The following is a 12,746-nucleotide window of genomic DNA, read 5'->3' on the forward strand; positions in this document are numbered from 1 at the left end:
GTAAGATTGCACGATTAGATAAAACTTAATTATAAAAATAAGTAATTACTAAAAAGATAAATAATAAGAATTTTCTGAAAATTACTCTTTTGTTTCTCTCATGAAGATGTTAGAATGGTTGTTAAACTATAAAGGGGTGGTTGTTTGTTAGAGAAATTCTTGGACATGTCGTTAGTTCAACGTATTGGTTGTGGTATTTTAATTGGTATAATATTAGGTATTTTTTTACCGACCTGGGGATTTATTGCTTTATTAGGAACGTTGTTTGTTAGTTGTTTAAAAGCGATTGCGCCGCTGTTAGTGTTTTTCTTAACTGCTGCTTCGATTGCGAAACACAAAATGGGGAATGAAACATTTGTAAAGCCGATTTTAGGATTGTATCTAAGCGGAACTTTTTTAGCAGCTTTTGTTGCGGTGATCACTAGCTCGATTTTTACAGTGCCGATCACGCTACAAGAAACAGCTTCGGAACAAGCACCTCAAAATATAGGGACTGTTTTATCTACGATGTTGACCAATGTCACTCAAAATCCGATTCAAGCAATTATTGATTCTAATTATTTAGGTGTGTTATTTTGGGCTGTATTATTAGGGTTGGCATTGCGGACACGTACAGAAGCAACGAAAGAAGTTATCGATCAGATTTCAGTCGCATTGTCACAGGTGGTCCAATTGATTATTTCTTTCGCTCCGATCGGTATTTTGGGATTAGTCTATGAATCGATTGCCACAACAGGTCTTTCTGGACTGACCGAGTATCTCCAATTAGTTCTTGTGTTAGTAGGTACGATGCTCTTTGTTGCTTTGGTCATCTATCCATTACTTACTTTTTTGTTCATCAAAGAAAATCCCTATCCATTGATTTTCTTTTGTTTAAAAGAAAGTGCAATCTCTGCCTTCTTTACTCGTAGTTCTGCGGCGAACATTCCGATCAACATGATGTTGGCAGAAAAACTGAAATTAACAAAAGAATCTTATGCCATTTCGATTCCATTAGGAGCAACGATCAATATGGGGGGAGCTGCAGTGACGATCACAGTGATGACGTTAACGACTGTTCAAGCGTTAGGTATCGAAGCTTCTTTTGGCTTAAAATTGATTTTAAGCATCTTGGCGGCTTTAGCTGCTTGTGGTGCATCTGGAGTAGCTGGTGGTTCATTACTGTTGATTCCTTTGGCTTGTAGTTTATTTGGCATCTCAAATGATATTGCGATGCAAGTGGTAGGAATTGGGTTTATTATTGGGGTCATCCAAGACTCAGTTGAAACAGCGCTGAATTCTTCCAGTGACTTACTATTTACCGCAATTGGTGAATTAGGTGCTAGAAAAAGAAATGGCGAGGCTGTTTCGATCAAAAGTCGTTTGAGTGAATTGTAATAGAGGAATCTTTCTACCATCATTTCAAAGTACATTTTTTTTAAGCCCACAGCAATCGTCTGTTGGCTTTTTTCATGTCTTTTACTGCGAGTAGAATTATTTAGTTGTTTCTGAGTATACTAAAAAAAGACTTCGATTAGTAATGTGCAGACTATCTCATTATTTTCTAATGATTTATTTGGTCTTCTAATCGGTTGTTAGAAAAATTATAGTAAATATAGAAGGTGATGGAAAATGACAGTTATGCACTATCAGGAAAATAAAATGCGCAGAATAACCATTCTCAATCGACTGTTGAATTTTGAGCACTTAAGTTACCAACAGCTTTCTGATGAATACTTTGTCTCACGAAGTAGTATTGCCAATGATCTTTCTTATGTGAAGGATATTTTTACCAAAGAAGGATTGAATTTGACATTTGATCGTTCGGGAACATTTTTTGAAGGAAATGAAATTCAAATCCAACGTGTGTTGAAGCGGACCATCCTTAATCATTTCAATGAACTAGAAGTGGTAGCAGAACTGGTAGAACAGCAACTTTTAAGAAGAATTGAGCAAGCTTTTCGTCAAGGAATCAACGAAAAACAAATGGAGATTCCAGAGAGTTATTTCAAAAGCATTGTGATTTCAATTTTATTGATTGTCCAACGCTCAAAAGAGGGTAAAAAAATAGATTTGATTGGTAAGAATCAGTATGGAAAATATTTCTTGGAGTTCAACAAGTACCCGCTTGTGTATGAACTATTAAAAAAATTAGAAGACCAGAAAATTTATCAGTTCACGCAAGAAGAGGTCCAATATTTAACTTACATTATCGTAGGAAGTGGCTTGAAATTCTTTATGAAAAGTGAGAATATTCCTTTTGCTTTTCGTGGGAAAATTCGGCAATTGATCCAAAAGGTTAGCGAAGGTATCCAGATTGATTTAACACAAGATAACCGTTTAGAAGAAGATCTTCTAGTACATCTGTATCAATTACTTTTACGAATTGAAGCGCAAACAACGATCGTCAATCCATTGATTGACGAAATCAAACAAAATTATCCATCCATTTATGGGGTTGTATGGTTTGCATTAAAAGATTTTTGTTGGCCAAGTGAAGTGAATCTATCTGAGGATGAAGTTGGGTTTGTCACCATCCATTTTCAAGCTGCTATTGAGAGAATCAAACGATTGAACAAATTATTATTTGTCTGTCCGAATGGCATTGGAACAAGTTCATTTGTTTCAGCCAAAATACGAAGAATCTTACCTGATATTGACAGCATTGAAACTGCCTCTATTGATAAGTTGACTTACATGGATCTATCAGAAATTGATTTTATTATTTCTACAGTTGATATACCCAAGCAATCAAAGCCTGTCGTCAGAATCTCGCCCATGGTGACTAGTCGTGATATGAAACGAATCATGAATCATTATATCGATTTAGTCATTGATCATGAGCATATGAAGGAAAGGCGGATATTGCCTGAAAAAACAAAACACTTGCTTGCGTCCAATATTTATTTTGGTCACTATGAGTCAAAAGAAGAAGCAATCCATTTTCTGATTGAGCAGCAAAACTTTAAAAATGACTATAAAAAAGAACAATACACCCAGTCGGTTTTTGACCGAGAAGCAATCCAATCAACCTATCTCGATAACGGTTTTGTGATTCCTCATGGTAATCCGTTATTCGTAGAAGAAACTGCTATTGCGATATTAGTAGCGGATAAACCAGTTAATTGGGGAAATCAAAAAGCAGATATCATCGTATTATTGATGATCCGAGAAGAAGATGTGAAAGAAGTTGAAGCAGTGATGAAACTGATCATGCAAGGGATTGGTGATAAAAACTGGTTCATCTCAAAAATGTTGGAGGTAAAAGAATGAGCAGAATTGATCCATTATTGGCAAAAGAGCAGATCCAAGTAATCGATGCAGTGGAAAATTGGGAGACTGCCGTTGAGATTGCAAGTGAGCCTTTGTTAAAAAGTGAAATGATAGCGCATACCTATTTGGATAATATGATCAAAAGTGTAGAAGAGCATGGTCCATATATGGTTTTAACCGACTATTTTGCCCTCATGCACGCCAAACCAGGTGTAGGAGTGAATGAACAAAGCATGAGCCTTTTAGTCGTAAAAAATGCAGTAGATATGAAAGAAAAAGCGGTGAAAATATTTTTGATCTTAGCTGCGAAAGATAGTGAGAGCCATCTGGAGAAATTGCAAGAAATCATGTCCATATTTATGGATGAAGTGAAGTACCAAACTATTTTATCGGGAAATAAGGAAAAAATAATCCAATTACTAACCTAAGGAGGAAGAAAAAAATGAAAATTTTAGCAGTATGTGGATTTGGTGTTGGAAGTTCAATGGTTTTAAAAATGTCGATTGATAAGGTGATCAAAGAGTTAGGTCTTAAAGCTACAGTAGAGAATACTGATTTATCCTCAGCAAAAGCGACTCAAGCAGATGTTTATTTTACTAGTAATGAATTACTACCAGAACTGAAAGCTTCGGTCAAAGCGCCTGTTTATCCAATCAAAAAATATATGGATACAAATGAAGTGAAAGCACAATTAGAACAATATTTAGCAAACAAGGAGGGCTAGACTGATGAATTTTATTAGCGATCATATTTTGAAAAATCCACCTGTTCTTTTAGCCCTGATCGCGATGATCGGTTTGATCATCCAACGAAAGTCATTTTCAGAAATCATCAAAGGTTCCTTGACCGCAGCCTTTGGGATGGTGGCGTTAACGGCTGGGGTAAATATGTTGGTAGGGACGATAGCTCCTATCAATACGGCGGTCCAGACACAATTAGGTGTGCAAGTTACTGAAGGGTTATCTGATGTGACTTTTACAGCAGAATACGGTGGTACAGTCGGTTTAGCCATGTTCTTAGGATTGATCATCCATTTGTTGATTGCTAGGTTTACACCAGTCAAAACGATTTTTCTGACTGGACATATGCTGTGGTGGTTCCCATTTGTATTTGTAGCTGCCGGAGTAGAGGCTGGTCTAACTGACGCTTTACTGATTGGGATCAGTGCATTATTGTCTGCTTGCTATTGGTCATTCATGCCATGGATCATGCGGAAATATGTTTGGGATGCTACCGGTGATGATTCTTTCTTGATCGGTCATCCGACAGGGATCTTATCATTGATTTCAGGATTTGTGGCAAAGCGTGTGGGAAATAAAGAAAAATCGACAGAAGATATCAATGTTCCAGAGAACCTTTCATTTTTCCGAGAAATTTCGATCACGGGAGCATTGGTCATGTTTCTTATGAATGTGGTAGTTGGGATCATCGCACCAGTTTTGATTCCAGAAGGTGGGAATCTTGTTATGTTTGCCATTGAAGCTGGGTTGAATTTCGGTGCCGGATTATTGATCATGTTGTATGGTGTTCGTTTATTGATTAATCAAATTATTCCAGCTTTCCAAGGAATTGCTGAAAAAGTGGTACCAGGTGCGAAACCTGCTTTTGACGTCCCGATTCTATTCAACTATCGTCCGAATGCGGTCATTATTGGTTTTATCGTTGCGATGATCACTTCAACGATTTTAGTTGTCTTAGCAAATTCATTCCAGTTATTTGGTGTACTGATCGTACCATTGGTCATTACAAGTTTCTTTGAATGTGGTGGAGCCGCAGTCATTGGTGAAGGCCAAGGCGGTTTTCGTGGGGCAGTTATCGGAACGATTGCAGCATCTGTCGCAATGGTTGCTTTAGTTGGTTTTTCTGCCATGATTTTCAGTACAACGATCCAAAGTTGGATCTTGATTTTTGGCGGAAACGATTTGTCATTGTGGGGAATGATTGGACGAGGAATCAGCAGTTTGTTTGGAGGGTTTTAAATGTTTCGTTACATGGATAAAATCAGAGAACTATTAACAATTGTCGAAGAAAAAGAAAGGCAATCAATTGGAGAAGCAATTAAATTATTGACGCAAGCAAATTTACAAAAACATTCGATCTATATTTTTGGCGCCAGCCACGCGGGTATTTTAGCAGAGGAAATGTATTACCGCGCTGGAGGAATGATGACGATCAATGCAATATTTGGACGAGAAGTGATGTTGGATCGAAATCCAGTAACCTTTACGAGTCAAATGGAGCGATTAGAAGGCTATGGAATGGCCATAGCCGGAACGATTCCTTTTAAAGGAAATGATGTATTGATTCTTCATTCAGTATCTGGCAGAAACCCGATCATTATTGATTTAGCTAAAGTGGCAAAAGAAAAAGGAGTAAAAATCATTGCACTAACAAATGTATCCTACTCGAAATCTGTAACTAGTCGCCATTCATCAGGGAAACGATTATTTGAAATTGCGGATATCGTGATCGATAACCACGGCGATATCGGAGATGCGTGTTGTGAACTAACAGGTCTATCACAAAAGGTCGGGCCTTCTTCTACGGTGATTGGAGCGTCCATTCTCAATACGATCATTGTAGAAGTTTGTGAACAGTTGATTTCTGAGGGAGTGAAACATCCACCGATTTTCTATTCTGCCAATATAGATGGTGGCGATCAATTGAATGCTGAATTATTTGAAACGTACAAAGAGGTCATTCATTATCCATTCACTTAAACTAGCGCGTCGTGAGCCATTGATTTTAAAAAGATAACTTTTTTGAGAATATAGTAAATAAGCTATGTCAAAGCAAAAAATCCTTTGATCCTAACTCACTGAGTGTGACAGAATCAATAGGATTTTTTGTTTTGCAATTAAATTGAAAATGTTATTCTGTATATAAGAATAAAAGTGTTTTGGAGGAGTACATGGATTTTTTACGACGATATGGGCTTTATTTTTTATTTCTAGGAGTGTTGAGTGATTTTTCGACACCTTATATTTTGGGCTTGTTCTATCCAGGCTTAGATCAATTGACGCTACCGATCAGTGTGTTCGGTGACGTCACAAGTCCAGTGAGAACATTCTTTCTTGTTTGTTCTGTTTTTTCGGGAATCTTTTTTATCTTATCCTTACCTGCGTTGTATTCTTCCTTTGAAAAAGGATCTACTCATTTAGCGAAATGGTTGGTTGTTTCACTAGGTTTCTATGCGATAGGCGATTGCCTTTTTACAGGATTGTTTAGTCTTAACACCCAAGCTACTTCGTGGGATTTCTCAACGTGGGTACATAATGTTGGTTCTAGTTTAGGTTATAGCGGCTTTCTTTTATTTCCGGTTTTTGCTTTATTGCTCTATCGAAAAGAAGCGAATCAACCAATCAGTCGAATGTATATCGTCTTAATAAGCTTGAGTCTACTGAGTGCGATGATTTACGGACTGGCAAGGATTCCTATGTTGAATCACCTTCCACTACTAGATAAATTAGGTTTTTGTCAAAGATTGAGTTACTTCTTCAACTATATAACGCTTCTATCAGTAGGTATCATCCAACTAAAACGAGTGACAATATAGCTATCTGGTTGAGTGAAATGGTTATTTCTAAACAATCGAATAAGCGAGCTTCCTGAAGGGGATTTTTTCGAAAAATAAGCCGCGCAAGCCAAAAATAGGAGAGACTATTTTCGACTTGCGCGGCTCATTTTTCGAAAGTAGGTACTTCTGCTACTTTCTTGCTTGAAAAATTAGTACAGGCGTTCTTACTTTTTTGCCAACTTAATTGGCAGAAATCTCTACTTTTTATTTTGGAAGCGCAAACATATACTTGGTTCAGAAAGGAAAATCAATCATATGAAAACGAGAACGATTGAGTTACTTCAAAGATTTAGAGCATATCATTATCCAATCAAAGCGGAACAATTAGCGTTAGAGTATCAAGTCAGTCAACGAACGATTCGTCAAGATGTGCTTGATGCCAATAGTTGGCTGCGAGCCAATCAGCTGGGAGAGATCCAAACGGTTCGTAAGCAAGGGTTTCTGTTGCGTTTAAGCGATGAGGAAGAAAAAAGACTGGCAGAAGCATTGGTGACTTATCAAGAGGAGTTGTTGAATCGTGATGAGAGGACCTTTGATTTAGTGTTATCAATTGCTTATGAGCAACAGCCAGTTTATTTGAATCGTAAGGAAGAAGCATTCATGATTTCGAAAAGTACGATGGACGAAGATATGCGTCGTTTGCGAGCGGATTTGATCAAATACGGTATCGAGATCGTGAGTTTTGGCAGACAGGGACTCGTCTATAAAGGAGCGGAGCGCTCCATCCGCACGATGATTTATGACTTGATCAATAAGAATCTAGGAAGAATTGATTTTTCAGCAAGAAATGGTACGAAAATCACTGCAGCTCAAAGAAGTTTCCAACAGTATTTTCCACCTTCGGAGATTGCAAAGCTCGAAGCCATCTATACAGATACTATGATCAGACAAGAAGATGATATCTACAAAAATCAACTGTTGCTGTTTACGATGATTTGGGTTCAGCGAGTCAGAAAGCATGAACTTATTTCAGCCATCAATTGGAAAAATAATAACGAAAAAAAAGACTGTTTCACTGATTTTATTGAAAAAGTCATCGTTGAGTTTTGCTTGACAGACGTTCCACCGGTCGAAAGAAACTACCTTCGTTTTACGATCGAGACATTCAGTTCAAAAGATATTAGTAATTCGTTGGAATGGGTCCAAGCCCAATTGTTGACGATCCAACTGATCCAATTCGTCGAGGAACAGACCCGCATCCCATTTCACTTAAAAGAAGAAATCTTGTGTGAAAATCTTTATAAACATATGACGGCTTTGATCATCCGCATCAAACATCGAATCCAAGTCACGAATCCTTTGAAAGAAAATATTCGGGCCAATTACCGCCCCATCTATGAAGCAGTTGAATTATTTGTCCCAACGATCGAGGAAGTCATTGGTGGAGAGATAATCGAAGATGAACTTGCTTTTCTAGTGATTCATTTTTCGACGATTGCTAGCACGATCAAACAGAATGTCACGTACATGTATAAATCAGTGGTGATTTGTCACCATGGACTGGCGACAGGCAATCTATTAGCAGAAAATTTAAAAGAGAAGTTCCCACAAATTGAAGTTGTTGCGGTATTGAGTTCTAAAGAAGCGGAGTTGGTGGATAAGTTAGATGTCGACTTGATTTTCAGTACGTTCCAATTAGCAGATCAGAACAAGCCGTTGCTCGTGTTGGAGCCTATTTTAACCGATGCGAATCGTCCGATCATTGCAGATTTTTTAAACGCTCACCAAAAGGTCCAACGACTGATTCCGACAGAGAGTGGGCAAACAGAATTGTTTACCGATGTCTTGCGGATCATGGAAGAAAGTGGAGGCAAGATCGATCGGCCAATCTACACCAAATTAGAAACATTATTTGAGCAAAATCATTTAGAAATCAATAAAAGGGAGATCCAACCAATGCTAAAAGACATTTTGACAGATAATCATATATTGATCCAAGAACACGTAGCCAATTGGCAAGAAGCGATTGAACGAGTGGCTAAACCATTATTGAAAGAAAATATCGTTGAGTCAAGTTATGTTGATGCGATGGTCCGTGCAGTAGAAGAGTATGGCGCCTATATCGTTATTGGTAAGCACCTGGCATTAGCCCATGCCAGACCAGAAGATGGCGTCAATAAGTTAGGGGTGAGTGTCGCAACGATTCGTCAGCCAGTTGATTTTGGCAATGAAGAGATGGATCCGGTGAAAATCGTTTTCTGCTTAGCAGCGGTGGATTCGTATTCCCATCTAACAATCATGAAGGAGTTGATCGAGTTGATCAATGACGAAACGAAATTGACTCGTTTGATCGAAAGTCCAAATGTAGATTCATTTAAAAAACTACTATTTAAGTAGATAGAAGGAGAGAGTGGAATGAACAAATTGAATATTTTATTTGTATGTGGCGCAGGACTAGGAAGTAGTTTTGCCGCTCAAATGTCAGCTGAAGATGTATTGAATAAATTAGGAGTGACAGCTAAGCTGGATCATTGTGATATTTCGTCAGCCGTTTCGATGAAGCCGGATGTGATCATTACCGCAGAGAATTTTCGTTCACAATTTGAGAAATTTACCATTGATCCGACAACAGCCATGATTTACTTGAAAAATATCGTCTCAAAAGTTGAGATCGAAGAGAAGTTAACACCAGTTTTACAAAGTAAGGGAGCTATCTAATCAAGAAAAATAGGGGGAGAAAACATGGGCGTTATCAATTTTATTATCGAAAACATTTTGACTCAAGCGTCGATCACGATTGCCTTGATTGCGATGTTAGGGCTGATTCTGCAAAAGAAATCAACGGGTCAGATTATCTCGGGTACATTGAAAACATTGCTAGGCTTTCAAGTTTTAAGTGCGGGTTCGAGTATCATCGTCGGTAGTTTGACGTATTTTGGGCAAATTTTTACCGAAGGGTTCCAAATGGAAGGGATCATTCCTTCAATTGAAGCAATCAATGGTCAAGCAATGAATGAACTTGGTCTAGGTAGAGACATCGCATTAACATTTTTAGCTATTTTTGTCTTCAATATTTTACTGGCACGGTTTACCAAATGGAAATATATCTTCTTGACTGGTCAAGCAATCTTATGGATGGCGACGATGACCACTGTATTTGGGTACTTTGCTGGGTTACGTGGATTTGTCTTGATTTTAGTTGGTGGTTTCATTGGGGCAGTTTTTGCTGTTGCGATGCCAGCGATGGCGCAACCAATCATACGTAAGGTCACCGGTTCAAACGATATTGCTTTAGGGCATTTTTGTACGATCGGTTATTTATTTGAGGCTGGGGTAGCAAAAATTTTTGGTGAAAAAGGCGAGAACAAGAAATCGATTGAAGACATCAAATTGCCTGCTCACTTTGAATTTTTACAAGATACGTATTTATCCGTCATGGTGGTGATGGTACCACTTTATATTGTGACTGTGTTATTTGCAGGAGAGACGTTTGCGGCTGAGCTATCAGGGGGGCAAAACTACATCATGTTTGCCTTTTTACAAGCCATCCAGTTTGTTGTCGGTGTATACGTCTTACTTTCAGGGGTACGCTTATTACTAGGCGAAATTGTTCCAGCGTTTCGTGGGATTGCGATGAAACTAGTTCCTGATGCGATCCCAGCGTTAGACTGTCCGGTATTCTTCCCTTATAGCCCGAATGCAGTGATTTTAGGGTTCATCACCACAACGATCGGTACGGTCATTGCGATGTTTACATTACCGATGTTTGGATTAGCGATGATTCTGCCAGGGATGTTGACGAATTTCTTTGCTGGGGGGACAGCGGGTATTTTTGGTAATGCAGTTGGTGGACGACGAGGAGCAATCATTGGCGGGATCGCTCATGGTTTCTTTATTACCTTGTTGCCAGCATTACTAGTAACGATTTTCAATTCAATGGGATTTGTTAGTGCGACAGCGACAGATGTCGACACAGTAGTGGTAGCGCTACTTTACGCTTGGATCTTAAGTCCGATTTTAAAAGCATTCTAATGTGAAAGTAGGGATCATGATGTTTGGTTTTTTGAAAAAGAAAAAAGAGCAACCTGAAGTAATACAGACGCTTTCCAGCGAAGAAAAAGAAGAACTTCAAACAGCAATCGAACGACTCAAGAAAGATATCGACCAGACAGAAGAAACAGACCAACTAGCTGTTCTTTTTGAACAAGTAGGACTAAAACTCGCTGAATTAGGGGATAACGATCAGGCAATCGAACAGCTTGAAAAAAGTTTATCACTGAAGAAAAGTATCAATGATGGGTACAAGAAGTTGATGTCTTTATATAATGCAAAAAGAGCAGAAGCTGCACGAGCTGGGAACGATCAAGGAATTGATCATTATATGGGGAAAATGGACGAGATGCGACAAATTGCTAAACAACTCACGATTACAGGGAATAAATAAGAATAAAGGTGGCTATAAAAAATGTATACGACATTAAAAGAAGTAACAAAAACAGCAGAAGCTTTGAATTTTACCGTGGGCGCATTCAATGCGCATAACTTGGAGATGTTGCCAGAAATGTTACGAGCAGCGAAAGAAATGGGTGCGCCGATCATTATCCAAACAAGTGTGGATACGGCGAAATATATTGGGATGAATGTCTTAGTCAATGTAGTGAAAACGATCGCTGAAGAAGAAATGGTGGATGCTGTCCTTCATCTGGACCATGCGCGTGATTTCTCTGATATCAAGCAAGCAATCGATAGCGGTTATACTTCGGTGATGTATGATGGTTCCCATTTACCTTTTAAAGAGAATATCTTGAAAACAAAAGCAGTCGTTGAATACGCCCATGCTCGTGGTGTCTCAGTGGAAGGGGAGCTAGGAACGATTGGTGGGACGGAAGAAGGAATCCATGTGGCAGAAGATGATAAAGTGTATACCAAACCAGAAGATGCGGTAGAATTCGTAGCAGCAACTGAAGTAGACGCATTAGCAATTGCTATTGGAACAAATCATGGGCAATTCAAATCAAAAACAGAAGTCAATCTACCACTCCTGAAAGAAATCGACGCAGTAGTCGATGTTCCCTTGGTCATCCACGGTGGTACTGGAGTGAAAGAGGAAGATTATCCAGAGTTGATCAATCACGGAATCCGTAAATTCAATGTTGGGACAGAGCTACTTGTCAACTGGACGAAAACCGCAAAAGAAAGCTTTGGTGAAACAGAAGTCAGCCGATCATTACGCCACAACGTGATCCCAGCCAATGAAGCAGTGAAGGCAATCATCAAACATAAAATCGGCTTGTTTTTGAATACAGGAAGTGAGATCTATGCAGAAAAGAGCTAAAATGAAAAAATATTTGTTTCTTTTGGCAGGAAGTCCGGGAACAGGAAAAACTTATTTGATGGAACGACTGTTCGAACGGTTTCCAACGATGTATCGTCTTACCTTAGATGAAGTCAAAGAGTATTACGCTGAATCAATTGGGTTCGACAATTTAGCTGAACGAGCAGAGCAAGAAAAAAACAAGGTGTATCCATTCTTTTATCAGGCATTGGAACTGTACATGGAAGCAGGGAAGAAAGTGATTGTTTCAGAGTATCCTTTCAGTGACAAACAAAAAGGACCATTAGAAGCGTTATCAAAAAAATATGGCTATGAAGTGATCACGATTCGCTTGCACGCAGACTTTGATGTACTATGGCAACGACGTTATAAAAGAGATCGCGATCCTGAACGTCATTTGAGTTATATTATGGACCATTATCATTATGGAGATACGTTGGACGATCGATCGTTAGGAACCAATCATATTACCAAAGAAGAATTTAGAGCTGTTATAAATGATCGAAAGTATGAACACTTTGAACTTGGAACGCTTTATACATTCGATGTGACTGATTTTTCCAAAGTGGATTATACGCCGCTGTTAGACGAGTTAGAGTGGCGAGTGGCGAATGATCAATAAAAATTAATATCTAGTTGATT

Annotated in this window: 13 protein-coding genes; all 13 read left to right on the plus strand. The window is 38.6% G+C overall.

From position 1 onward, the window contains the following. Window positions 1-144 precede the first annotated feature (144 nt). The 13 genes from sstT to I2F89_RS02225 all read left to right on the plus strand — a co-directional run bounded on the left by sstT (window position 145) and on the right by I2F89_RS02225 (window position 12,726). A complete protein-coding gene (gene sstT, locus I2F89_RS02165; RefSeq protein WP_071866175.1) occupies window positions 145-1,377 on the plus strand; it encodes a serine/threonine transporter SstT in 1,233 nt (410 codons plus the stop codon). Between the two features lie 234 nt (window positions 1,378-1,611). Then, complete coding sequence (locus I2F89_RS02170) at window positions 1,612-3,252, plus strand: BglG family transcription antiterminator (RefSeq protein ID WP_074799619.1); 1,641 nt, start codon at window positions 1,612-1,614, stop codon at window positions 3,250-3,252. Continuing rightward, a complete protein-coding gene (locus tag I2F89_RS02175; protein WP_074799620.1) occupies window positions 3,249-3,680 on the plus strand; it encodes a PTS sugar transporter subunit IIA in 432 nt (143 codons plus the stop codon). Before I2F89_RS02170 ends, I2F89_RS02175 begins: the two co-directional genes overlap by 4 nt. A 14-nt stretch (window positions 3,681-3,694) precedes the next feature. Beyond that, on the plus strand, window positions 3,695-3,976 hold the full coding sequence (locus I2F89_RS02180) for a PTS sugar transporter subunit IIB (RefSeq protein ID WP_023518991.1): 282 nt from the start codon (window positions 3,695-3,697) through the stop codon (window positions 3,974-3,976). 4 nt (window positions 3,977-3,980) lie between these two features. Then, window positions 3,981-5,231 (plus strand): PTS ascorbate transporter subunit IIC, encoded by a 1,251-nt coding sequence (locus I2F89_RS02185; protein WP_142432892.1) that lies wholly within the window; start codon window positions 3,981-3,983, stop codon window positions 5,229-5,231. Continuing rightward, window positions 5,232-5,972, plus strand: a complete 741-nt coding sequence (locus tag I2F89_RS02190) for a sugar isomerase domain-containing protein (RefSeq protein ID WP_195513333.1) — start codon at window positions 5,232-5,234, stop codon at window positions 5,970-5,972. Window positions 5,973-6,163: 191 nt separating this feature from the next. Beyond that, window positions 6,164-6,808: a DUF998 domain-containing protein gene (locus I2F89_RS02195; protein ID WP_195513334.1), complete on the plus strand. Its 645-nt coding sequence runs from the start codon at window positions 6,164-6,166 to the stop codon at window positions 6,806-6,808. A gap of 276 nt (window positions 6,809-7,084) precedes the next feature. Beyond that, complete coding sequence (locus I2F89_RS02200) at window positions 7,085-9,166, plus strand: BglG family transcription antiterminator (protein WP_195513335.1); 2,082 nt, start codon at window positions 7,085-7,087, stop codon at window positions 9,164-9,166. 18 nt (window positions 9,167-9,184) lie between these two features. Then, complete coding sequence (locus I2F89_RS02205; RefSeq protein ID WP_010736508.1) at window positions 9,185-9,487, plus strand: PTS sugar transporter subunit IIB; 303 nt, start codon at window positions 9,185-9,187, stop codon at window positions 9,485-9,487. Between the two features lie 24 nt (window positions 9,488-9,511). Beyond that, window positions 9,512-10,801 (plus strand): PTS sugar transporter subunit IIC, encoded by a 1,290-nt coding sequence (locus tag I2F89_RS02210; protein WP_074799624.1) that lies wholly within the window; start codon window positions 9,512-9,514, stop codon window positions 10,799-10,801. A gap of 19 nt (window positions 10,802-10,820) precedes the next feature. Continuing rightward, window positions 10,821-11,213: a hypothetical protein gene (locus I2F89_RS02215; protein WP_074799666.1), complete on the plus strand. Its 393-nt coding sequence runs from the start codon at window positions 10,821-10,823 to the stop codon at window positions 11,211-11,213. Between the two features lie 21 nt (window positions 11,214-11,234). Next, window positions 11,235-12,104, plus strand: coding sequence for a class II fructose-bisphosphate aldolase (locus tag I2F89_RS02220; protein ID WP_195513336.1), 870 nt, complete (start codon window positions 11,235-11,237; stop codon window positions 12,102-12,104). Between the two features lies 1 nt (window position 12,105). Next, window positions 12,106-12,726, plus strand: coding sequence for an AAA family ATPase (locus I2F89_RS02225; RefSeq protein WP_074799667.1), 621 nt, complete (start codon window positions 12,106-12,108; stop codon window positions 12,724-12,726). Window positions 12,727-12,746 lie beyond the last annotated feature (20 nt).

The sequence above is a fragment of the Enterococcus sp. 1001283B150225_161107_E12 genome, assembly GCF_015556925.1.
Classification (GTDB): Bacteria; Bacillota; Bacilli; order Lactobacillales; family Enterococcaceae; genus Enterococcus_B; species Enterococcus_B mundtii.

Excerpts from the sequence above, each read along its gene's own strand:
- I2F89_RS02175 (WP_074799620.1), top strand. The coding sequence starts at position 3,249 with ATGAGCAGAATTGATCCATTATTGGCAAAAGAGCAGATCCAAGTAATC.
- I2F89_RS02205 (WP_010736508.1), top strand. The coding sequence starts at position 9,185 with ATGAACAAATTGAATATTTTATTTGTATGTGGCGCAGGACTAGGAAGT.
- I2F89_RS02225 (WP_074799667.1), top strand. The coding sequence starts at position 12,106 with ATGAAAAAATATTTGTTTCTTTTGGCAGGAAGTCCGGGAACAGGAAAA.
- I2F89_RS02200 (WP_195513335.1), top strand. The coding sequence starts at position 7,085 with ATGAAAACGAGAACGATTGAGTTACTTCAAAGATTTAGAGCATATCAT.
- I2F89_RS02170 (WP_074799619.1), top strand. The coding sequence starts at position 1,612 with ATGACAGTTATGCACTATCAGGAAAATAAAATGCGCAGAATAACCATT.
- I2F89_RS02210 (WP_074799624.1), top strand. The coding sequence starts at position 9,512 with ATGGGCGTTATCAATTTTATTATCGAAAACATTTTGACTCAAGCGTCG.
- I2F89_RS02215 (WP_074799666.1), top strand. The coding sequence starts at position 10,821 with ATGTTTGGTTTTTTGAAAAAGAAAAAAGAGCAACCTGAAGTAATACAG.
- I2F89_RS02190 (WP_195513333.1), top strand. The coding sequence starts at position 5,232 with ATGTTTCGTTACATGGATAAAATCAGAGAACTATTAACAATTGTCGAA.
- I2F89_RS02185 (WP_142432892.1), top strand. The coding sequence starts at position 3,981 with ATGAATTTTATTAGCGATCATATTTTGAAAAATCCACCTGTTCTTTTA.
- I2F89_RS02180 (WP_023518991.1), top strand. The coding sequence starts at position 3,695 with ATGAAAATTTTAGCAGTATGTGGATTTGGTGTTGGAAGTTCAATGGTT.
- I2F89_RS02195 (WP_195513334.1), top strand. The coding sequence starts at position 6,164 with ATGGATTTTTTACGACGATATGGGCTTTATTTTTTATTTCTAGGAGTG.
- I2F89_RS02220 (WP_195513336.1), top strand. The coding sequence starts at position 11,235 with ATGTATACGACATTAAAAGAAGTAACAAAAACAGCAGAAGCTTTGAAT.